This window comes from Caulobacter sp., assembly GCF_039596335.1.
GTDB lineage: Bacteria > Pseudomonadota > Alphaproteobacteria > Caulobacterales > Caulobacteraceae > Caulobacter.
Genome location: NZ_JBCNJZ010000004.1, coordinates 409,982 through 430,263, shown reverse-complemented (window position 1 = coordinate 430,263; position 20,282 = coordinate 409,982). Strand labels below are relative to the sequence as shown.

Sequence of the window (20,282 nt, the reverse complement as noted above, 5' to 3'; positions counted from 1 at the left end):
ATGTATGGCTGACGGAGGGCGTCTTGGGCAGTTCACGGATGGCGGACCGCGCCGCTACCGATCTCAAAGGGCGCGACGAGCGCGGCCTGGGGTCGTTGATCTACGTCGTTGATGACGATCCGATCCAGATCGCCTTTCTGGAAGCCAGCCTGGCGCGCTGCGGCCACGTGGTCGTGGGCTTCGCCGACGGCGAGGCCGCCCTGGTCGCCGCCCTGCAGTCGCCGCCGGACGTCTGGGTGGTCGACATCCGCATGCCCCGCATCGATGGCCTGGAAATGCTGAACCGCATCAAGGCGGCTTCGGAGGGCAAGGCCCGGGTGATGATGATCACCGGCGGCGGCCGCCTGGACCGCATCGCCCAGGCGATCAGCGCCGGCGCCGACGACTACCTGATGAAGCCCTTCGCCCCGCTGGAAGCAGCCCAGAAGATCCACACGCTGGCCACGCGCCCGTCCGCTGCCCCGCCGGCGAACGATACGGACGCCCGCCGGTGAACCCAGACCCAGAGGTCGCGCGCCTCGCGGCGCTGAAGTCGTACCGCGTTCTGGACACCCCGCCCGAGGACGTCTTCGACGAGATCACCGCCCGCGCCGCGGCGCTGTTCGACGCGCCGATCTCGCTGGTCTCGCTGGTCGACGACCATCGCCAGTGGTTCAAGTCGCGCCAGGGCCTGGAAGCCTGTTCGACTTCGCGCGAGGTGGCCTTCTGCGCCCACGCCCTGCAGCTGGAGCCGCACGGCGTGCTGATCGTCGAGGACTCGGCCAAGGATCCGCGCTTCGCCCAGAATCCGCTGGCGATCGACGAGCCCTTCGTGAAGTTCTACGTCGGCGCGGTCCTGACCAGCGACGACGGCCACAATCTCGGCACGCTGTGCGTGATCGACAACAAGCCGCGGCCGCGGCCGGACCAAAACCTGGTCGAGCAGCTGAAGATCCTCGCCAGTCTGGTCGTGGCCCGGCTGGAGGCGCGTCGCGCCCAGCACCAGAGCCGGGAGCAGGGGCGGCTGCTGGCCATGACCGAGACCATCTCGGGCGTGGGTCACTGGCGCGCCGACCTGACCGAGCGGACGGTGACCTGGTCCGACGAGGTCTATCGCATCTACGGCCGTGATCCGGCGACCTTCACGCCCGGCGTCGACATGTGGCTGAACCTCGTCCATCCCGATGACCAGGGAGGGCTGCGCGTGCGTCTGCGCGACGCCCTGGCCGGTGAGCCGCAGAGCTACAAGATCCGCATCCTGCGCGGTGATGGAGCCTTCCGCACCTGCTTCGGCCGCGCCACCTGCGAGTTCGACGCCGACGGCAAGGCGATCGGCGTCTTCGGCGTTCTGGAGGACATCACCGACCGCGAAGCCGCGACCGTCGCGCTCAAGCGCAGCCGCGCCGGCTACAAGCTGCTGGCCGCCAGCATGGCCGACACCGTCGCCCGCATCCGTTTCGACGGGGCCAGCGACTACGTCTCTCCCGCCGTGCAAAGCCTGATCGGCTGGACGCCCGAGGAGATGGCCGGGCAGGGCGCTCTGGACTTCGTCCACACCGACGACCGCTGGCTGGTCTCTGCGGCGTTACAGCGCCTGGCTAAGGGCCAGGACGTGGCCACTGTCCGCCACCGCGCCGTGCACCGCGACGGCCACGCCATCTGGGTTGAGACCCGCTTCCGCCTGGCGCAGAGCGACGAAGACGGCCGTTTCGACACCGTCGCCGTCATTCGCGACATCAGCGACCGCAAGGCGCTGGAAGATCAACTGCAGGCCAGCGAGGCGCGCTCGCGCAAGATCCTGGCCAACGCTCACCAGGCCATCGTCACCATGGACGGCGAGGGCAAGGTGACCGGCTGGAACCGTTTCGCCGAGCAGACCTTCGGCTGGTCCAGCAGCGAGATGTTCGGCAAGCCTTTGACCGACTTCATTATTCCGCTGCATCGGCGTCAGGCTCAGCTTGACGACTTGGCGGGCTTTATCCGCACGGGGCACAGCGCTTTCGTCGATCAGCGGGTCGAGGTTCCGGCCCTGCGCAAGTCCGGCGAAGCCTTCACGATCGAGTTGGCGATCAGCGCCGAGCGTGGGCCGGATGGCTGGAGCTTCACGGCGCTGATGCACGACATCTCCGCCCGTAAGGCCCAGGCCGCCCTGTTCGAGACCGCATTCCACAACGCCGCCGTCGGCATCGCCCTGGTCTCGCCGGAGGGGGGCTTCGCCCGCGTCAACAGCGCCTATTGCGACATCGTCGGCTACAGCGCCGAGGAGATGCTGGCGGTCGACTTCCAGACGATCACCCATCCCGCGGATCTGGATAACGACCTGGAGCTGCTCAACCAGTTGGTGGCCGGCCAGATCCCCAACTACCACATGGACAAGCGCTATATCCGCAAGGACGGGGCGGTGGTCTGGGTGCGCCTGTCGGTGTCGATGGTGGCCAATCCCGACGGCAGCCCCAAGCACTTCATCGCCCAGGCCCAGGACCTGACAGCCCGGGTCGAGGCCCAGGAAGCCCTGGAGCGCCAGACCGAGCATCTGGCGACCATGGCCGTGCAGCTGGCCGCCGCCAAGGACGACGCCGAGGCCGCCACCCTGGCCAAGGCCGAGTTCCTGGCCAACATGTCCCACGAGCTACGCACGCCGCTGAACGGCGTGGTCGGCTTCTCGCGCCTGCTGGCCGAGGAGGCGATGTCGCCGTCGGCCCGCCGCAAGGTCGACCGCATCCGCTCGGCCGGCGAGACGCTGAGCAGTCTGATCAACGACATCCTCGACTTCTCCAAGCTGGAGGCCGGTGCGGTCGAGCTGGAGGCCAGCGCCTTCAATTTCGATGACTTCGTCACTGACAGCATCGCCTTCGTCGAGCCCCAGGCCGGTGAGCGCCGCGTGACCGTGAACGCCAGCGGCAACCCCGTCGGCTGGGTGGTCGGCGACCAGCTGCGCCTGCGCCAGATCCTGCTGAACCTGTTGTCGAACGCCGTGAAGTTCACCCGCGAGGGCGCGGTGAACGTGCGGACCAAGGTGGTCCAGGCCGGCGGCGTGGTGCGTCTGCGCCTGGAGGTCGTCGACGAGGGCGTCGGCATCGCGCCCGAGGCCATCGATCGCCTGTTCACCCGCTTCGCCCAGGCCGACGGTTCGATCACCCGCGTCTTCGGCGGCACGGGCCTGGGCCTGGCCATCTGCAGCGAGCTGGTCGAGCTGATGGGCGGCCGCATCGGCGTCGAGAGCATGATCGGCCAGGGCTCGACCTTCTGGGTCGATCTCGTGCTGTTCACCGCCGATCCGGTGGTCCAGCCGATCCGGAGCGACGTGGAGCACGGCGACTATATCGGCCGCGTCCTGCTGGTCGACGACGTCGAGCTGAACCGCGAGCTGGCCGAGGAGCTGCTGAAGCGCCGGGGCCTGATGGTCGACGTCGCCTGCGACGGGGCCGAGGCCGTGCAGGCCGTGTCCCGCCAACGCTACGACCTGGTGCTGATGGACCTGCACATGCCGGTGCTGGACGGCCTGGCCGCCACCCGCGAGATCGCCGCCCTGGGCCTGGACTGCGGGCCGGTCATCGCTTTGACCGCCAGCAACACCGAAGTTCAGGTCGCCGCCTGCCGCCAGGCGGGCATGGTGGGCCACCTGCTCAAGCCGTTCCACGAACGCGAGCTGGACAAGCTGCTCGCCGATCACTTGCGGCCGGACCTGTCCCGCATCGCCGGCGAGCCGGCCCTGGCGGACCTGTGCGGCGAAGCCCGCGCCCGCGACGACTTCGTCCAGGCCCTGGGCAAGGACGCCGCTGTGAAGCTGGGCGGCCTGCTGCTGGTCCAGCTGGACGGCAAGTTCCAGTCCGACGACGTGGCCGTGCTGGAATCCGACGGCCACTCCCTGGCCGGCTCGGCGGGCCTGCTGGGCTTCGACACCCTGGGCGCCGACGCCCGCAAGGTGGAATCCGCCTGCGCCGCCGGCCTAGGCGTCCACGAAGCCGTGGCCCAGGCCCGAGCCAGCGCCGCCGCGGCCCGCGAGGTGCTGACGGCATGGCTGGAGACGCTGGGGGCAGGGCGCTAGACGCGGCCGATCCCTAAAAGACAAACGCCCCGCCGGCTGGACCGGCGGGGCGTTTTTCTTTGTCCGAAGTCCCGGCGTGGGCCGATCAATCCTCGTCCATCTTCAGGGCGGCGATGAAGGCTTCCTGGGGGATCTCGACCTTGCCGAACTGGCGCATGCGCTTCTTGCCGGCCTTCTGCTTGTCCAGCAGCTTGCGCTTACGCGAGGCGTCGCCGCCGTAGCACTTGGCGGTCACGTCCTTGCGCAGGGCGCGGACGGTCTCGCGGGCAATGATCCGGCCGCCGATGGCCGCCTGGATGGGGATGACGAACATGTGCTGCGGGATGAGTTCCTTCATCTTCTCGCACATGCCGCGGCCACGGCTTTCGGCGCGGTCGCGGTGGACCAGCATCGACAGCGCGTCGACCGGCTCGGCGTTGACCAGGATCGACATCTTCACCAGGTCGCCGACGCGATAGTCCTCGAGCTGGTAGTCGAAGCTGGCATAGCCCTTCGAGATCGACTTCAGGCGGTCGTAGAAGTCGAAGACGACTTCGTTCAGCGGCAGGTCGTAGACGACCATGGCGCGGCTGCCGACGTAGCTGAGCTCGCGCTGCTGGCCACGACGGTCCTGGCACAGCTTGATCACGCCGCCGAGATATTCGTCGGGCGTGAAGATTGTGGCCTTGATCCAGGGCTCGGAGATGTTCTCGATCTGCATCACGTCCGGCAGGTCGGCCGGGTTGTGCAGCTCCATCTCTTCGCCGTTGCGCAGGTGGATTTTGTAGACGACCGAAGGAGCCGTCGCGATCAGGTCGAGGTCGAACTCGCGGGAGAGACGCTCCTGGATGATCTCCAGGTGCAGCAGGCCGAGGAACCCGCAGCGGAAGCCGAAGCCCAGCGCGGCCGAGCTTTCCATCTCGTAGGTGAAGCTGCCGTCGTTCAGGCGCAGCTTGCCGACGGCGGCGCGCAGGTCCTCGAAGTCGGCGGCGTCGACCGGGAACAGGCCGCAGAACACCACGGGCTGGACGTCCTTGAAGCCCTTCAGAGGCTCGGCCGTCTGCTTCTTCTCGTCGGTGATGGTGTCGCCGACGGCGGCGTCGGCCACTTCCTTGATCGAGGCGGTGAAGAAGCCGACCTCGCCGGGGCCCAATTCCGCGACGTCGGTGGCCTTGGGCGTGAACACGCCGACCTTGTCGATGCGGTGAGTGGCGCCGGTCTGCATCATGCGGACCTGCTGGCCGGCCTTCAGCGTGCCGTCGAAGATGCGCACCAGCACGACCACGCCCAGATAGGCGTCGTACCAGGCGTCGACCAGCAGCGCCTTCAGCGGCGCGTCGCGGTCGCCCTTGGGGGCGGGCAGGCGGGTGACGATGGCTTCTAGCACGTCGTGGATGCCCAGGCCCGACTTGGCGCTGGCCAACACGGCGTCGCTGGCGTCCAGGCCGATCAGCTCCTCGATCTGGGCGCGCACCCGGTCGGGTTCGGCGGCCGGCAGGTCGATCTTGTTCAGGACCGGGACGATCTCGTGATTGTTGTCGATCGCGGAATAGACGTTGGCCAGGGTCTGGGCTTCCACGCCCTGGGAGGCGTCGACGACCAGGATCGAGCCTTCGCAGGCGGCCAGCGAGCGGCTGACTTCATAGGCGAAGTCGACGTGCCCGGGGGTGTCCATCAGGTTGAGGATGTAGTCCTCGCCGTCGTCGGCCTTGTACTTCAGGCGCACGGTCTGCGCCTTGATGGTGATGCCGCGCTCTTTCTCGATCTCCATGTTGTCGAGAACCTGGGCGCTCATCTCGCGCGCGGTCAGGCCGCCGGTCTCCTGGATGAGACGGTCGGACAGTGTCGACTTGCCATGGTCGATATGGGCGACGATCGAGAAATTGCGGATCTTGTCGAGGGGCGTAGAGCTCATGGGCGTGCGCATAGCACATTTGGCCCGCTTCGCGAGAGGCGTTGCTTGCGGGACACGCCTGTCATGGTTAACCACTCGCTAGTTCGGCCGTTAATTTATCGGCGGGAAAGTCCATCCGTTCAGAGGATGACGCTGCAACTTGAGGCTTTGGAGCGCGAGTATCGCTCTTGCTTTCGGAAGGCGCTCGCGGACTGCGCGGCGGAGCGATAGGGCGTGTTTGGCTCTAACAACCACACCGGTTCAATTACGTCGCTTCCAGAGCCTGATGAATTGCCGGCGCTGGTGCGTTGGTCGGCTGCGCAAACGGATCGGTGATGGCCGCTTCCAACTCCATCAGGCGTTTGAACCCTCGCGCGGCAGAGCGGGACCGAACGATCCAGGCTAGCCCAAGCAGGCGGAGTCCTGGCTCCGCAGACTCGGAAGCGGTTGCGATTGGACGATCATGGCGTCACGACTTGTGCTCGCCCTACGGCCCTCGTCGATTATCGGCTCGGTCGGCCCACACCCCTAACTCGCCCGATCGGCGGTCCCGGCCTTGGCCGATGGCTTCGAGGTGGCGCCTGAGCCGTCCACGCCCGTCCGGGTGTTCGAAGGCGACGAGCGTGACGGCCAGGGCCGTTATCAGCTTACCGCCTTCCTGATCTTTGCGGACCAAGCCGAAGCGCTGCCGGGGTTGGGGTTCGAGCCGGAGCCGGTGCCGATCCCGGCCGATGAGGTCTAGTGCGACTTCTTGAAGAGGCGCAGGCAGGTAGCAGTCTGGCGGCAGTCCTCTGCCATCCGTTCGAAGGACTGCTTTTCGAGGAAAGACCGCGTCTCGGCGGCTTTACGGTCGAGGTCCCTAGCTTCTTCTTCCAGTGCATCGTGTAGTTCGACGGGCGCTTCCATAGGCTTACCCTTTTCGTGTTTCTCCTCAGCGTATTCACGCTCTCATCACGCAGGGCTGCAATTCTGCATTTCTGCAACGTCGCCGTGGCGCTGACCCCACACCTCTAGATCACCGCCGTGGCCACGTTTGCACTGTCTTCATGATCCGCCACGCCAGCGCCTCACTTCTGAAATTAGGGCGTATCGCAGACCGGAGCACCTCAGCCTCGAGCGCTGCGAACTCCGACTTCATCGTCACCAGTTCACTCGTGACCTCATCGCCGTTGCGCCACTCAAGGGTCAAGCGCTCACCACTCCGGGAAATGGCCTGCAGATAGGGCATGTGTAAAGCTTACCTAGGGTCGATCTCTCTTCAAGATGAATGTAGAACGAGTTTTTGCGTTCTGGTGAGAGTGCCCCCATGCCCCAAATCCGATGGGGGAAATGCCGGCCGTTCACTCCCCAGCGAACGACCGGCGCGGCTGGCTGCGTACAGCGGGAGCAGCTTCACCGACGGAGCATACGAGCTTGAAACGGCACAGCTCCCCACTGCGCTGTGGCTGTCGGCTTCCTGACGGCGTTTTCGCACGAAGGGGCAACGTAGGGCGAACCAACGGGCACCCCGTCACCGGCTTCAAGCCTCAGTCGGCGCAGGCGACAACGAACAGGGACCGGCCCTCAGTCTCGACCCGGATTCGTTCGCAGCCCTCATGCTGAGCCTTCAGGGTGGCGATCATAGCCATGACCTCTCCCGCGTTCTCGCAGCGGGCTTCCGCGCGAGAGCGACACTCGGCGGGGTAAAACACCTGCACTAGGTACACTTAAGATCCGATCGGGGAACGGCTTGAGGCGGCCCAAGAGGAGCAATCGCTGAATAGTGAAACCGTTCCCCGCCCGGTTGAGCGGGCGTCCGTTTCGCCCGTCACCATCCAAGAGACGACCACGGCTAGGAGCGGAGGGTAGGGCCACGGCACAGCGCGATCCATCCAGCGGACAATCTCCCACCTCGGGAATGCTCGCTGAATTGTGGGGGCGTCGCCAATGGAAAGCGGAACCAAGTGTAGGCGCGTTGTAGCCAGGGACGGCATGCGGTGAGCCTACGCGATGCTTCTATGCCGCAATAGAGCGGACATCGTCATCTGTCGTGGCTAGCGAATGTCCGGTTCCTGGAGGCGCACCAATATCGGCTACTGGCGCAACTGAGGATTCGGCCGCGCGACTCCATCGGTCCCGTGCGGTCCATGTCGACTCTGACACGCGCGTCGCGGCCGGGCTTGCGGCATACGAACAACGTATATACGTTTTCATTATCCGTTAGGGGAACATCCATGGGTAAGGATGCCGTTTTCACGATGAAGCTGGAGCCGCAGTTGCGCGACGCCTTCATAGCTGAGGCGCAGGCAGCACATCGTCCAGCCTCACAGATTGTCCGCGATATGATGCGGGACTACATTCAGCGTCAACGCAGAGAGCGCGACCATGACGCATTCGTCACGGCCAAGGTCGAAGCCGGCCGTCGGGATCGCGTCGGCGGCCTGGATTCTTCGAACGACGAGGTCGAAGCTGAATTCGCTGCACGCCGCCTGGCGCTCCAAGGAAAGGCGGATGAGGCGAGTTCGTGAGAGTTCGCTGGACTGGGTCGGCGCGGCTCGATCGTCTCGACATCATGGACTACATCGCCGCCGAGAGTCTAAGGGCGGCCATACGAATGGACCAGCTGTTCTCTGAAGCGGCAGCGTCCCTAACCGACTTTTCGACGCGGGGCCGACCCGGCCTAGTGGAGGGGACGCGAGAGCTGTTTCCTCACGAAGCCTATCGTCTGGTCTACGAAGTAGAAGGCGAAACGGTGTGGATTCTCGCACTGCTCCACACCGCACGACAGTGGCCACCACTGCGTGAATAGGCCCGCGACAAAGCCCAAGATCTGTCCCGATCTATAGAATCTGAATGTCGTGCTCCTGGAGGCGAGCCCAGGTCCGGTGATGGCGCAGGATAGTAGCTCGCATCGATCAACCTGAAGGACTGCTTCCCGACCCTTGCGGACATCTCGATCGTCCGGTTCACGAATGGCCGTCGACCCTGCGGAGTAGCGGCCTTTTTGCTACTGCGGGCCACGAAGCGTGACTGGGGCACAATGGCTAACAGCTATCCAGACGGTGGCGAACGGCCTCTGTCCTCGGGCGAAATGATCGTTATGGCGTTGTACGGCTTAGCGCTCGTGTCGGCGCCCATCAGCTTGCTGTTACTGTACTTGCTTTCCCAGATGGGCCCGCGGCCGGGCCCGGCTATGATCGCCGTGACGTGCGCTCTTGGCCTCGCGATTGGTGCGCTGTGGGTGCGGCCCTGGAACCCGACGCCGCACCGGCGTCGCTAGTGAGAATGACGCTGAAGGTGAGCCTGGACGGCGTCGGCGCTGTTGCCGACCGCATTGACGGCGCGCTGTAGGGTATCGGCGGTCACACCGAACTTCTCCGTCCAATACTGAACCTCGTAGTCCTCGCCCATGGCGATGCGGCGGGCGTCGGCGGGGCCGGTGTTGGTCTTGTCGTCGGACATGCAGTTCTCCCTTTTCCAAGGGAGCAAAGCCGACCGGCTGAGCCGGGTTCCTAGCTGTGCCGTTTGAGCGCCCGCGGTTAGGCCGTCAGGATCGCTATGTGGGTGCGGTACTTTTCGATCCGCTCGTAGTCCTTGTCTGTCGGAAACGGGATCCGCGACAAATCCATGTTGTCGCGCATGTCCGCGATCTTCACTTCGGTGGCGAGCGGGTTCAGGCCAACGCGAGCGATGAAGTCGCTATAGGTCTCAAGGTGTCGCTTGGTCAGAGCCTGCAGGGCGTCGAGGACGGCCTGGCTGAAGCCAGCTTGTTCGACCATCCAGGCATAGTCCGGGCAGTCCTCAAGCACATCGTGCAGCACGGCCACGATACGGGCTTCCTCGCTCTTGAGCGAGAGCATCACCCTGACGGGGTGCATGATGTAGGGGTGGCCGCCCTTATCGACCTGGCCGGCGTGCGCGGCGAGGGCAATGGTGATGGCGCGGTTGAGGTTGCTCATAATGCGACCATAGCACTAGCCGCGGCGAGGAGCGAACGCGCGGCCCGGCTTGAACGTCGCCGATGAGCTTGATCTGGTTCCTGGCGTCGGAACGGCGAGATCTTCAAGAGCGATCCGACTCGCTAGTCCGGGTCGACGGCCTCTCCATACAGCACGACCGACGCGGTTTCGGCGACATCGACCCGCTTGAACAAGTCGTCGCCGATCGGCGCGAACGTGCCAAGCGTGCTGCCAAAGCAGCGATATTTTCTTCCGTCGGGCAGCGGGATTTCAGCGGGCGCGTCGGGCGGCAGCTTGCTCAGCTCGGCGAGCAAGAGATCTTTCGAAGGCGAGTAGATCCGCCAGGTGTTCGCGCTCGCCCGGATCATGACTTCCAGCGTTGGGCCGTAGCATTTGGCATCACGGTGCATGGCTTCGGCCGTAACGGTTTGGGTCGGTTCTACGGTGATCCAGGCCTGGGGCCACCGCGCGACGCCGCGCTCATTCCAGGTGTTCGCCCAGGAGGTCACGTCGTCGATGGGCCAGGGCGCGTGGGCGCCACGGGTCAGCTTTTCGTTGATGGCGCCGGATGCGCCGTCTCGGAACCTCAGAAACGCCAAGCCGTCACCGGCCTTGACCACCTCGGCCCGATCGGATGGTTCAAAATTAAATTCCGGCACCATCTCGCCGTCGGCGTCGAAGCGCTCGGGGATCTCGCGCCGCAGCTCGTCCATCGCGTCGTCGAGTTCTTTGCTCATCACGTCATCCAAACAGGTCAGGCGGCGGGAAATCGCGTTCGACAGCAAGGCTGCCGGCGGGCAGGTGGGTCAAGAGTTCGGATTGAGGCCGGGTCAGATCAAGCCAGTCTCGGCCCTGGTCCGCGCCCAGGATGACGACCTGGCGGTCGTGATAAGGCGCGACGTCTGGGCCTGGCTCCGTGGTCAGCATCGACCAAGCGCCATTCTTCACGATCCCGGCGACCCAGAACATGGGGCTCGAAGGCATCGTGAACTTCCAGCGGGTCTTTCGCTTCTGGCCGGGCAGGGCGTCGGTGAACTCGTAGAAGGCGTCGGCGGGGATCAGGACGCGGTCGCTGCTGGCGAAGTCGCGCCCGTCGGAGCGGAAGTTGAAGACCGGTTTTCCGCCTGGACCTGGCCAAGCCCACTTCGTCATCGAGACCACGGCCTTGCCGCCGACATGGCGCAGGATCGGAGCTTCCTCGGTCATCTTGATCTCGGGGCGCGGCTCGAAGTTCGAAGCCTTGCCGTCCCAGACCACAGGAAGGCGCAACACCTGCTGCCACAGACTGAACAGGTCGCCCTGACGCAGACTGTAGAGGTTGCACATTCCCAGCTAGCTCCTCATTCGTAGGGTTCGGCCAGAGCGGCCAACAGGGTTGGCGGGTCAGCTGCGACCCGGCGCAGCAGCTCAACGGCCAGGAGGGCCTGATAGTCGCGCAGCTCATTGATGGCGGCTGACTCTTCCAGCTTCGCCATCAGCAGGGCCCGCGCCATCACGATCTGGCTGGTCTTGTTCGAGTGGGCGACTTCCTTGTCGACCTCGATCGCCGCGCTCGCCGCGCGGCGGACGGCCGAAGGAAGTTCGTCGTTGGCAACCTCGGCCGTCATCCACTGGCCGCCGCCCGCCTCGTGGAGGGAGAAGCCTAGGGCGCGAACGCCCTGCTGGATGGCCTGGCTCCAGAACCCCGTCACTTCGGCAGACATCGGCTCCAGCTTTCCACTCTTCACGCGCACCCAGCTCATGAAGACATCTGCTGGGGCTTCGGGTTTTCCGTCAACGGCGGGTAGCCATAGGAGGCCGGGTCGAGGCCGGCGTCGGCCAGGGTCGAACGGATCAGAACGGCTTGGGCCTCGAAACGGTCTGACGTCATGCCGTAGTGCGCATAGCAGCCGGCGACCTCGTACACGAACATGCCCAAGGCCTTGCACTTCGGGCACCGGATGCGCTTGGCCATGTCGTCAACGTCGGCGTTCAGATAGGGCTGCCACGCTCCCAGGAAATGGGCCTTGGACCGCCTTTCGCTATGACCGCATCCATGGCAGTTCACCGACAGATCCCAGCCGTACTCCAGCACTTCGACCAGACGATAAGTCATCGCACCCCCTCCGGCGGGTCCACCTGGCGGACGGCCCGCCACCAGGGCCACATGCGCCCGGCGCCGCGCTCGACCTGCTCCACCTCGAACCAGGCTTCCTTGCCCTCGAACTCAGGCACGTTCTCGGGATCGATAAAGGTCACCGCTGACCGAGTGCCCTTCTTTCCGCCGGGCATAGTGAAGTGCATCGTGCGGCCGGCATTCGGCCCCATCCCCACCGTCACGCGGGTGAGCTTCGCCACTTGGCGGAAGCAAACTCTCGGGACGCGGACGTGCGTCGTCGCGCGCTGCTGAACGCGGCTGGGCGGCATGGGAAGGCTCCAAAATGTTCTTCAAATGTTCTCGCCCTCCTGCGCGGGGGGAGTCAATCGGAGAGGTCCTCACGGCGGGGATATTGGCGTAGAGCCAGGACGGTGCAGGGCGATGCCTGGAGCTGATCGAAACCAGCGGAGCAGTGCCGCCGAAGCAGTCATCACTAACGCCCTGACCTTCGTTCCGAGCGCTGCCGTTTGGGCCGCCATAAGGGCCGCGGCTACCTCCTGGCTTGGCAGCGCATTTTCATTAACGTTTGAGGTGGGAGGGCAGAGAGGATCCGTGCTCGTGACCCCCCCTCCGGTCGGAATACAACTCCCGTTTGCAAATTGACACAATCTGTGGTGCGATTTGGCGCGGGAACTCGTGCCCGTTGAGGGGACTACTGATGAAGCGCTTCGTTCAAGTCTCGCTGATCGCCGCCACCCTGGCCCTTTCGATGGTTCCGACGGTCTCGACTGCTCTCCCCAGGTTCTACCGGGAGACGATCTTCTACGACATGGAATACTATGCGGGCCCGGGCCACTCCCCCTCGCCAGGTGTCAGAGTTGAGGTGGGCTGGCATCGCTATTACTGCGACGGGACCGTTCGGACATTCGGGAGGATGTCCGGCGACTTCGAGGACTCTGAATTCGGCACTTGCGACTGATCTAGCCCGGGGCCCGCCGTCAACGGCGGTGGGCCTCAACTGCGTGAAGCAGCTGGGGCGACGGGGCGCCCGGATCTGTCGCGCTCAAGCCAGAGCTTAGGCGCATGGAGGAAGTGCTCAAGTTCGCCACCGCTGCTGCCTGGACAGCTCAAGCTGCAGAGACCCTTACTACGCGGTCGCCGCGTGATCTGTACAAGCCTGGGCGCCGGGTTGGGCCCGGGCGGATCGGGTGGGGAGGGGTCGTCAGCCCCTCCGCCGGGCGATTAGCCACCGTAGACGAAGTCTGCCTTGTAGTAGCCGTTGGACGGGTCGATGATGTTGACCGCGTACGGCGCTGATCCGTCCGAAAGATCCGTCAGCCAAGCATCATTGGAACGGGCGAAGACCCCGACGTTTTCGGTGGCGGCTGCGGCCAGCAGAAAGCCGACCATCGCCGCCTTGGTCCCAATCCCTTCGGCCGGATCGCCGCTGAAGCTGGCCAAGAACGACACGCGGCCATCGAGAAGCTGCGCGACCTTTGCGTCACTCGGCGTGGCGCCGAAGATCACGCCATAGGCCTTCTTAGTGGCCTGGGCGAGCGTCAGCGAACCGTATTCGGCGGCAAAGGTGTCTTTGGCTTCGCCGTTGCGGCCAAGGTTCATCGCGAAGTTGATGTAACGATTGACCGTGTTGAACTTGGCGTAGACCTCGCTGTTGAGGTTGCCGCCTGCGTTGGGTCCGTCAGGCGCGACCAGGAAGTCGAAGCCTAGCGACGACGGTACTTTGCCGGTGAAGAACTGATAGCTCATCGAGGCCACGGAGGTTGTGGCGTCCGCGGCGTCAACGATAGCCTTCGTGACCTGGGCGCTGGTGAGTTGGCCGGCGTTCCATTTTGCGAGAAGGTCTTGGTACAGCGCCGATTGCGCGCTCGCCCCCTCTGGAAGCCTCAGAACGCTCTTCATCTGAGAGGTCAGTTCCGAATTTGAGGGTGCGGTTGCAAATTGAATCTTCTCAATGCCCGTCAGGCGATCGATGCCATCCGGCGCGCCGGGGCGAAGGTCCGTGACGGTTTGGGAGCCGTCAGCGTTTGTCACCACGTTGTAGTTGGACATGTAGCCGCTGTACTTGGCCGTATCCGTGCCAGCGCCACCTGAGAGCTCGTCGTTGCCCGCGCCGCCGATCAGAATGTCGTCGCCATCGTTGCCGATTAAGGTGTCATTCCCGCCAAACCCCATCAGGCTGTCATTGCCCAGCCCGCCGGCCATGTAGTCGGCGAACGCCGAGCCGGAGAGTTCATCGTTGCCCGAAAGCACGTAGAACACGCCGCCTACGGTGTCGGCGTTCTTGACGTAGGACATGAACGTGACAGCCGAGGCCGCTGCGCCTTCCACCATCACCACGAGCGCATTGCCAACATAGGCGCGGTAGCCGGTGATTGTACCTCCCGTAGGTTCTCCGAAGGCGTTGTAGGTGAACCCGGCGCCATAGAACTCGTCGCGGTCCCCTGCGCCGTAGTCGATGATCAAGCTCGTCGTCGTGGCTTTTGGCGTTCCTTCCAAAAGCCCAGTCAGGTCGAGATTGCGGAAATCAAGCGGATAAGCGGTACCAGCGGTGACAACGGCCATTCTCGGCTCCCCAGCCATAGGTTCTTATCAGCACCACCCTAACGGGGGGTCGATGGAGATCGCAAGATTGGCGATTGTAAGCGGAATCCCTCAAGGTCGGGCTAGAGGCGATGCACGTGACGGCGTGAAGCGCTCGGCGGCTGCATGCATCTGCCGACTGAAAGGGACCCTAAGTCTTCGGCATCTGCGTCAAAGCCAGACGGCGTCCGACTTGGCTGAAACATTATGCGCTGGGTTAGAAATTCTCAAAAAGCTAAATTATTGAAGATCTTGAACAATCGGCAGCTCGTGCCTTAGGGCATCGTTAACCGCTCGTTAAGTTTGGAGCCGCAAACCGGTCTCAATGACTTGCAACAACGTTGCAATGAAATCGATCCGGAGGGCTCCCATGGACCGTCGCAAGCTGATCCTCTCGGGCGCCGCCGCCGGCCTCAGCGCCGCGAGCACTCAGGCCCTGGCGCGCCAGAGCAACTACAGCGAAAAGCTGCCGCCGCCGCAGCCCATCGGCCCGGCGCAAGCCGCCGACTCCTATCCGTCCGCACCGCCGCCGCCGGCAGCGCAGGAAACCTACGGGGCCTATCCCTCGCCGCCGCCGTCGAACACAGGTGGCCCCACGCCGGTCTATGACACCGGCCGGGCCCAGACCTATTCGGCCGACGAGATGGTGCGAGCCACGTCCGACTTCCTGGGCGTCACGGCCGAAAGCGCCGGCTCCGCGATCGAGCGTATCTTCAAGGACAAGGGCCAACCGACCGCCTACATCGCCGGCGAAGAAGGCTCGGGCGCGTTCGTCGCCGGCCTGCGCTACGGCCGCGGCCTGCTCTACATGAAGGGCCGGCCGACGATGGAAGTGTTCTGGCAGGGGCCGTCGGTAGGCTGGGACTGGGGCGGCAACGCCAGCCGCGTCTTCACCCTTTGCTATAACCTGCAGTACCCGGACGCAATCTTCCGCCGCTTCCCCGGTGTGGAAGGCACGGCCTATCTCGTGGGCGGCCTGGGCGTAAACTACCAGAAAGCCGACGAGATCACCCTGGCCCCGATCCGCGCCGGCGTCGGCCTGCGTCTGGGCGCGAACGTCGGCTACCTCGGCTACAGCCGCCAACGGCGGTGGCTGCCGTTCTAGGGGCGGCTAGTCCGCTCGGCTGATCGCGTAGCGGAAGGTGCGGCGCTCGCCCGGTCCAAGGGTGATGCGCCAGGCCACCTGGCCGTTGCGGATGTCGTGCTTCTGCGGCTCGGACACGACCTTGAACAGCGACGCGCTGGGATCCTGCCGGACCTCGATGGTCACCGGGATGGTCTTGGCGTTGGCGAGGTCGACCTCGTAGGTCCGGCGCACACGGCTCTTCCCCTGCTTGGCTTCCTCCACCAGACGCGGGTGGGCCGTGACGTCCATCGCCTGGCCGATCACCAGATCCAGCGGCTCGCCCACCGCCACATCGCGCACGGCCTGTTCGCCGGCGAAGGTCGGGCGTCCGTCGATCGTCTCGATCGCCGACAGCGCCCCGGACGGCAGCGGCTTGCCCAGGCCCTCGTCGGCCTTGTTCTCCAGGCGCAGCACCACCTGCGGCGTGACCGCTTCGTCGTCGCCGCCATAGTCGTCATAGGCGTCGATCGCGACCGCGTAGAGCCGCTGGAACGCGACGCCCTTCTGGTCGAGGAAAGCCACCTGCTTGGTCTGGCGGGCGTTCAGCGTGACCGGTTCAGGCAGGGTGTAGAGCTTGTAGTCGCCCAGGTCCGACTGCTCGGCCAACTTGGCGCGGGCGCCGGTGACCATCACCTCCTCGAGCGCGGCCGAGCGGGCCATCGCCGGCGCCATGGCCATGGGCATAGGCGGAGGAGCGGGTGGTGGCGGCGGCGCGGGCGGCTGGCCGTAGTGCGTGGTGTCCAACGGCCAACAGGCGCGGACGATCCGCTGAGCGCGGCCCTTGTCCACACGCACATATTGGCGCGACAGTTTGCCGGCCACCGCCTGGGTCTTGGCGTCGGCGAACCGGCTGCCGCCGCTGTTGACCAGGGTCAGCCAGCCGGTCAGGTCCAGCCGCTTGCCGTCCGGATGGATGCGGGCGACGTAGTCGGCCTGCCAGTTCACCCCCAGCGCCAGATAGGACAGGGTCAGCCTGGCCCGCGTCGGGCGCTCGACAGCGACGATGGTCGAGAGGCTGGGCTTGTCGGTCAGACCCTCAGGCACGCGGTCCATGACCAGGCGCTCGGGTCCGCCGGAGCAACCCAGGGCCTCGACACCCTCGACGGTGCGAACCATCAGGCCGTTCGGGCCCTGGAGCAGGGTGGCGTCGACCGTCTGCTGGCGACCGGAGGTGCGGTTGGTGCGCACGACCTTGATCGGCTGGCCCAGCGCGCGTTCGACCAGGGTCCCGGGGCTGAGCAGGGCGTAGTCGTAGTTGCGTTCGACCGCCCTGCCAGGCAGGCCCTCGACCGCCGCGCTCTGCGGGATCAGGCCCTCGGCGACGCCATCGAACCGCACGACGTGGCGGCCGGCCGGCAGATAGACCGTGCGGGTCTCGGTGACCAGGATCAGACCCTTCTCGCGCGCCTGCCGGCGTTGCCACTCGGGCATGGCCTGAAACGGCCCGTCGCCGTCGCGATACAGCGTCACCGCCACCTTTTCAGGCGCGGGCGAGGGGATGGTGGCGGCTGTGGCGGGGACGGCGGCGGCGAAAGCGAGCGCGCCGATCAAGGCGCGCATGGTCACCACCCCGTCTCGACCGTGAAGGTCAGGGTGGTCTCGCCGTTGGCCGGCACCGGCACGCTCCAGCCCAGGGTGCGCGCGTCGATGCGGCGGCTCTTGAGGCTCTCGGCCTTGACCTCGCCGTCGCGCCACAGGCCGCCCTGGCGCAGCTCGACCGTCACCGGCTCATTGCGGGCGTTGCGCAGCAGATAGCGCATCTCGTAGCGCGAGCGGGTGCGCGAGACCTTGGTCTCGGCCACCAGGGTCGCCTGGCTGGAGACGTCGAAGGCGTCGCCGGTCTTGATCGACAGCTCCGAGCCGCCGGGCGTGTGGCCGATGGCGTTCTCGCCGACGAACTTCGGATCGCCGTTCGCGTCGCGCATGTAGATCCGCATGGTCCCGGCTGGCAGCTGGCTGCCCAGGCCCGCCAGGCGCGCATTGCTGAACTGGATGGCGACCGAGGCCTTCTCCGGCTCGGCCTGGCTTGAGAAAGCGCCCTCGCGGATCTCGTAGACCTTCTTGGCCGCCACGCCCTGGGCCGACAGGAAGCCGACCTGCTTGTTCTGGTTGGCCGCGATCGTGGTGCGCTCGGGCAGGGGGTAGACGTAGTAGTCGGCCACGCGCTCGCCGGTCCCGCTCTCGGTTCCGGCGCTGACCACGCCTGACGTGCCGCGACGGTTGGGGCGATAGACATTGGCCTGGTTCAGCTGGTTGACGTCGCCGGCTACCAGCTGGGTGCGGGCGTTCTCGAACGGGGTGCCCGACTGGTTGGACAGGGTGATCCAGCCCTGCAGGTCCAGGGCGTTCTTGGCCTCGTCGAACAGGGCGACATAGTCGGCCTTCCAGGACAGGCCCGAGGTGAGATAGCTGAGCTTGGCCTGGCGCGAGCCGGCGTTGGCGGCGTCGACGCTGACCGACAGAGTAGGGCGAGCGCGCAGGGTCTCGGGAACCTTGTCAAAGATCACCCGGGTCGGGACGCCGTCGTCGCGCAGCACCTCGATGCGGTCGCCGATCTTCAGCACCACGCCCTGGTTGGCGGCCAGCACGGTGGCGACCTCGGTGGTCTCCTTGCCGTCGCCGGGATTGGTGCGGACGATCTTCACCTGCTGGCCGACCGCCTTCTCCATCAGCTTGTCGGGGGTCAGCAGGTCGTAGTCGAAGTTCTGCTCCAGGATCGTCACGCCCGGCGCCGACAGGCTGACCGTCTCGGGGCGGATCTGGGCCGAGACGTCCTTGAACTCCAACGTCTGGCGGCCGGACTTCAGCTCCAGCGGCCGGGCGTCTTCGACCAGGGCCAGATCTGAGTTGTAGATGGTGACGGAGACGTCGCGGGCCTGGCCTTGCGCCTGGGCGGTGAGGGGCATCAGCAACAGACCGGCTGTGGCCAGCAGTGCGCGACGGTTCATCGATGTCTCCCCGTGTATTTACATGAGTAAGCTACACGGGATTAGGGCGGAGTCGAGGCGGCCCCGTTAGCCGCCCCACACCTGCTTGAGTTTGGCGTCGCGGCCGCAGCCAGTGCGGTAGGCGAAGTAGTTCAGCTTGTTCCGCTTGGCGTAGTCGCGGTGATATTCCTCGGCCGGCCAGAAGGTCTGCACGTTCAGGATCGGGGCCTTCATCGTACCGCTCTTCAGGCGCTTGGCGGCCTCGGCGCGGGACTTCTCGGCGATCGGGCGCTGAGCGGGCGTGACGAAGACGGCGGGACGGTATGAGGGGCCGCGGTCGCAGAACTGGCCACCGTCGTCGGTGGGATCGACCAGCTTCCAGTAGCGGAAGAGCAGGAAGCCGTAGTCCAGCTTGGCCGGGTCATAGGTGACGCGCACGGCCTCATAGTGGCCGGAGGTTTCGCTGGTGACGTCGCGATAGCTGGGGTTTTTCAGGTGGCCGCCGGTGTAGCCGCTCTCGACCTTGATGACGCCGGGTACGCCCTGCATGTCGTGCTCCATGCACCAGAAGCAGCCGCCGGCGAAGATGGCGGTCTCGGTCTTCTTGGGCGGCGTGGCGGCGAGGGCCGAGCTCACGCCCAGCATGGCGAACAGGGCGGCGAAGGCGATGATCAGGCGGCGCATGGGACGGGTCCGGTGGAGGGCTTGATCTCAGATAGGAAGGCGCCCTGGAATGTTCAGGGGCAAATTCACGCCCGCCAGCCAAAACCCACGCCGCGCACGGCCGGACAGGCGGCCAGGCGAGAGGCCAGAGTGGCGGCGCGGTCGTCGCCCTGGTCGTCGATCTCGAGCCTAATGGTCATGTGCAGACCCTCGGGAGCGGCGGACAGGGCGCGCAGGCGGGCCTGCTGGACCGAAGCCACGCCCAGCACCCGCATCAGGGCGTCAGGCGTGTCTTCCGCGGTGACGAGGAAAAGGCGGCGCTTTTCCTCGTCCGGTTTGAGCGGTTCTACGAGACCGCTCACGGGCGAAACCACTGATGCTCGACCGAGGCCGAATTGACGCCCGGCCAGGCGGCGAGGTCGCGGGCCAGCAGGCGAGCGGCCTGGTCGCCCAGGTGGCGGACGCGCAGGGAGGCTTCGACGATCTGGCCGACCGGCTTCATCGACAGGCCGCACAGTTCGGCGCCGCTGTCGGCCAGGCTGGCGCGGACAGCGTCCAAGGCGCTGGGGGCGTCCTGGGCGGCCAGCAGCAGCTGGTGAACCGTGACGCCTTCGTGGTCACTGTGGAACGCGGGTGGTGAGGGCAGGTAGCTCATTGAGGTTGGTCCTGTGCATGAGAGAGACTGGAAGGACCGAGGAACCGCACAACAAAAAACCCCGCTCGTGGGAGCGGGGCTTTTGGAGATCTTGCGATCCTTCGGTTTGTGGAGGGTAGGTGTTCCTACCGCTGCCTGCGCCGATTTTGCCCCGTCCGAATAGGTACGGTTTTAATCTTGGTGTTAATCATATTCCACATCGCCACCGCGCACGACATCGCGACGCCAGCGGTGAGGCCGGTCGCGATAAAGGCGGTAAAGGCGAAGTGCGATTGCATGTGGAAGTAATGAATCCAGTTAGCGCCTAATACAGGTAGCGTGGCGTTGGGCTTTGCGCAAGGTCTTGCCCGCGAGATGTGCGATTGGTCGCGGGAGGGGGCGGATTTGTCCAAGCG

The 20,282-nt window shown here is 65.5% G+C and carries 22 protein-coding genes; 7 read left to right on the top strand and 15 right to left on the bottom strand.

The window, feature by feature from the left end; genetic code table 11:
- Positions 1-23 precede the first annotated feature (23 nt).
- Together ABDW31_RS11115 and ABDW31_RS11110 are read left to right on the top strand one after the other, a co-directional pair.
- The gene (locus ABDW31_RS11115; RefSeq protein WP_343698759.1) at positions 24-494 is read left to right on the top strand and encodes a response regulator; all 471 of its coding nucleotides are present in this window, start codon (positions 24-26) and stop codon (positions 492-494) included.
- Positions 491-4,027, top strand: coding sequence for a PAS domain S-box protein (locus ABDW31_RS11110; protein WP_343698758.1), 3,537 nt, complete (start codon positions 491-493; stop codon positions 4,025-4,027). Before ABDW31_RS11115 ends, ABDW31_RS11110 begins: the two co-directional genes overlap by 4 nt.
- Positions 4,028-4,112: 85 nt before the next feature.
- On the opposite strand, the gene lepA is transcribed toward ABDW31_RS11110, so the two are convergent.
- Complete coding sequence (gene lepA / locus ABDW31_RS11105; RefSeq protein ID WP_343698757.1) at positions 4,113-5,921, bottom strand: translation elongation factor 4; 1,809 nt, start codon at positions 5,919-5,921, stop codon at positions 4,113-4,115.
- A 535-nt stretch (positions 5,922-6,456) separates the two neighbouring features.
- Here lepA and ABDW31_RS11100 point away from each other — a divergent pair.
- The 3 genes from ABDW31_RS11100 (at position 6,457) to ABDW31_RS11090 (ending at position 8,688) form a co-directional block, all read left to right on the top strand.
- Entirely contained in the window at positions 6,457-6,642 is a 186-nt protein-coding gene (locus tag ABDW31_RS11100; protein WP_343698756.1) for a hypothetical protein, read from the top strand.
- A gap of 1,471 nt (positions 6,643-8,113) precedes the next feature.
- On the top strand, positions 8,114-8,407 hold the full coding sequence (locus ABDW31_RS11095) for an antitoxin of toxin-antitoxin stability system (RefSeq protein ID WP_343698755.1): 294 nt from the start codon (positions 8,114-8,116) through the stop codon (positions 8,405-8,407).
- Complete coding sequence (locus ABDW31_RS11090; RefSeq protein ID WP_343698754.1) at positions 8,404-8,688, top strand: type II toxin-antitoxin system RelE/ParE family toxin; 285 nt, start codon at positions 8,404-8,406, stop codon at positions 8,686-8,688. The genes ABDW31_RS11095 and ABDW31_RS11090 overlap by 4 nt, the downstream gene beginning before the upstream one ends.
- 467 nt (positions 8,689-9,155) lie before the next feature.
- On the opposite strand, the gene ABDW31_RS11085 is transcribed toward ABDW31_RS11090, so the two are convergent.
- The 7 genes from ABDW31_RS11085 to ABDW31_RS11055 all read right to left on the bottom strand — a co-directional run bounded on the left by ABDW31_RS11085 (position 9,156) and on the right by ABDW31_RS11055 (position 12,244).
- A complete protein-coding gene (locus ABDW31_RS11085; RefSeq protein ID WP_343698753.1) occupies positions 9,156-9,341 on the bottom strand; it encodes a DUF3606 domain-containing protein in 186 nt (61 codons plus the stop codon).
- Positions 9,342-9,418: 77 nt separating this feature from the next.
- Positions 9,419-9,838, bottom strand: coding sequence for a hypothetical protein (locus tag ABDW31_RS11080; RefSeq protein WP_343698752.1), 420 nt, complete (start codon positions 9,836-9,838; stop codon positions 9,419-9,421).
- 122 nt (positions 9,839-9,960) lie between these two features.
- Positions 9,961-10,575, bottom strand: coding sequence for a hypothetical protein (locus ABDW31_RS11075; protein WP_343698751.1), 615 nt, complete (start codon positions 10,573-10,575; stop codon positions 9,961-9,963).
- A gap of 4 nt (positions 10,576-10,579) precedes the next feature.
- Positions 10,580-11,164, bottom strand: a complete 585-nt coding sequence (locus ABDW31_RS11070; RefSeq protein WP_343698750.1) for an SOS response-associated peptidase family protein — start codon at positions 11,162-11,164, stop codon at positions 10,580-10,582.
- Positions 11,165-11,178: 14 nt separating this feature from the next.
- Positions 11,179-11,580 (bottom strand): hypothetical protein, encoded by a 402-nt coding sequence (locus ABDW31_RS11065; RefSeq protein ID WP_343698749.1) that lies wholly within the window; start codon positions 11,578-11,580, stop codon positions 11,179-11,181.
- Positions 11,577-11,933, bottom strand: a complete 357-nt coding sequence (locus tag ABDW31_RS11060) for a hypothetical protein (RefSeq protein WP_343698748.1) — start codon at positions 11,931-11,933, stop codon at positions 11,577-11,579. The genes ABDW31_RS11065 and ABDW31_RS11060 overlap by 4 nt, the downstream gene beginning before the upstream one ends.
- Positions 11,930-12,244: a hypothetical protein gene (locus ABDW31_RS11055; protein WP_343698747.1), complete on the bottom strand. Its 315-nt coding sequence runs from the start codon at positions 12,242-12,244 to the stop codon at positions 11,930-11,932. Before ABDW31_RS11055 ends, ABDW31_RS11060 begins: the two co-directional genes overlap by 4 nt.
- Positions 12,245-12,633: 389 nt before the next feature.
- Between ABDW31_RS11055 and ABDW31_RS11050 the strand changes: the two genes are divergently transcribed.
- Entirely contained in the window at positions 12,634-12,894 is a 261-nt protein-coding gene (locus ABDW31_RS11050) for a hypothetical protein (protein ID WP_343698746.1), read from the top strand.
- Between the two features lie 263 nt (positions 12,895-13,157).
- Here ABDW31_RS11050 and ABDW31_RS11045 read toward each other — a convergent pair whose 3' ends face one another.
- Positions 13,158-14,498: a hypothetical protein gene (locus tag ABDW31_RS11045; protein ID WP_343698745.1), complete on the bottom strand. Its 1,341-nt coding sequence runs from the start codon at positions 14,496-14,498 to the stop codon at positions 13,158-13,160.
- A gap of 388 nt (positions 14,499-14,886) precedes the next feature.
- Between ABDW31_RS11045 and ABDW31_RS11040 the strand changes: the two genes are divergently transcribed.
- Complete coding sequence (locus ABDW31_RS11040; protein WP_343698744.1) at positions 14,887-15,621, top strand: EipA family protein; 735 nt, start codon at positions 14,887-14,889, stop codon at positions 15,619-15,621.
- Between the two features lie 6 nt (positions 15,622-15,627).
- Here the strand turns inward: ABDW31_RS11040 and ABDW31_RS11035 are convergent, their stop codons facing one another.
- From ABDW31_RS11035 to ABDW31_RS11010, 6 genes are all read right to left on the bottom strand, one after another.
- Positions 15,628-17,202 (bottom strand): DUF4139 domain-containing protein, encoded by a 1,575-nt coding sequence (locus ABDW31_RS11035; protein ID WP_343698821.1) that lies wholly within the window; start codon positions 17,200-17,202, stop codon positions 15,628-15,630.
- Between the two features lie 2 nt (positions 17,203-17,204).
- Positions 17,205-18,590 carry a DUF4139 domain-containing protein gene (locus ABDW31_RS11030; protein WP_343698743.1) on the bottom strand — a complete coding sequence of 462 codons (1,386 nt, stop codon included), beginning with the start codon at positions 18,588-18,590 and terminating at the stop codon, positions 17,205-17,207.
- Positions 18,591-18,656: 66 nt separating this feature from the next.
- Positions 18,657-19,253, bottom strand: a complete 597-nt coding sequence (gene msrA, locus ABDW31_RS11025; RefSeq protein WP_343698742.1) for a peptide-methionine (S)-S-oxide reductase MsrA — start codon at positions 19,251-19,253, stop codon at positions 18,657-18,659.
- A 65-nt stretch (positions 19,254-19,318) separates the two neighbouring features.
- Complete coding sequence (locus tag ABDW31_RS11020) at positions 19,319-19,606, bottom strand: hypothetical protein (protein WP_343698741.1); 288 nt, start codon at positions 19,604-19,606, stop codon at positions 19,319-19,321.
- The gene (locus ABDW31_RS11015; RefSeq protein WP_184721471.1) at positions 19,591-19,887 is read right to left on the bottom strand and encodes a hypothetical protein; all 297 of its coding nucleotides are present in this window, start codon (positions 19,885-19,887) and stop codon (positions 19,591-19,593) included. Before ABDW31_RS11015 ends, ABDW31_RS11020 begins: the two co-directional genes overlap by 16 nt.
- Before the next feature lie 125 nt (positions 19,888-20,012).
- On the bottom strand, positions 20,013-20,165 hold the full coding sequence (locus ABDW31_RS11010; protein WP_172263880.1) for a hypothetical protein: 153 nt from the start codon (positions 20,163-20,165) through the stop codon (positions 20,013-20,015).
- Positions 20,166-20,282 lie beyond the last annotated feature (117 nt).

Coding starts and splice junctions, on each gene's coding strand:
- lepA (WP_343698757.1), bottom strand. CDS start 5,921: ATGAGCTCTACGCCCCTCGACAAGATCCGCAATTTCTCGATCGTCGCC.
- ABDW31_RS11095 (WP_343698755.1), top strand. CDS start 8,114: ATGGGTAAGGATGCCGTTTTCACGATGAAGCTGGAGCCGCAGTTGCGC.
- ABDW31_RS11085 (WP_343698753.1), bottom strand. CDS start 9,341: ATGTCCGACGACAAGACCAACACCGGCCCCGCCGACGCCCGCCGCATC.
- ABDW31_RS11080 (WP_343698752.1), bottom strand. CDS start 9,838: ATGAGCAACCTCAACCGCGCCATCACCATTGCCCTCGCCGCGCACGCC.
- ABDW31_RS11075 (WP_343698751.1), bottom strand. CDS start 10,575: ATGAGCAAAGAACTCGACGACGCGATGGACGAGCTGCGGCGCGAGATC.
- ABDW31_RS11070 (WP_343698750.1), bottom strand. CDS start 11,164: ATGTGCAACCTCTACAGTCTGCGTCAGGGCGACCTGTTCAGTCTGTGG.
- ABDW31_RS11065 (WP_343698749.1), bottom strand. CDS start 11,580: ATGAGCTGGGTGCGCGTGAAGAGTGGAAAGCTGGAGCCGATGTCTGCC.
- ABDW31_RS11060 (WP_343698748.1), bottom strand. CDS start 11,933: ATGACTTATCGTCTGGTCGAAGTGCTGGAGTACGGCTGGGATCTGTCG.
- ABDW31_RS11055 (WP_343698747.1), bottom strand. CDS start 12,244: ATGCCGCCCAGCCGCGTTCAGCAGCGCGCGACGACGCACGTCCGCGTC.
- ABDW31_RS11050 (WP_343698746.1), top strand. CDS start 12,634: ATGAAGCGCTTCGTTCAAGTCTCGCTGATCGCCGCCACCCTGGCCCTT.
- ABDW31_RS11045 (WP_343698745.1), bottom strand. CDS start 14,498: ATGGCCGTTGTCACCGCTGGTACCGCTTATCCGCTTGATTTCCGCAAT.
- ABDW31_RS11040 (WP_343698744.1), top strand. CDS start 14,887: ATGGACCGTCGCAAGCTGATCCTCTCGGGCGCCGCCGCCGGCCTCAGC.
- ABDW31_RS11035 (WP_343698821.1), bottom strand. CDS start 17,202: ATGCGCGCCTTGATCGGCGCGCTCGCTTTCGCCGCCGCCGTCCCCGCC.
- ABDW31_RS11030 (WP_343698743.1), bottom strand. CDS start 18,590: ATGAACCGTCGCGCACTGCTGGCCACAGCCGGTCTGTTGCTGATGCCC.
- msrA (WP_343698742.1), bottom strand. CDS start 19,253: ATGCGCCGCCTGATCATCGCCTTCGCCGCCCTGTTCGCCATGCTGGGC.
- ABDW31_RS11015 (WP_184721471.1), bottom strand. CDS start 19,887: ATGAGCTACCTGCCCTCACCACCCGCGTTCCACAGTGACCACGAAGGC.
- ABDW31_RS11010 (WP_172263880.1), bottom strand. CDS start 20,165: ATGCAATCGCACTTCGCCTTTACCGCCTTTATCGCGACCGGCCTCACC.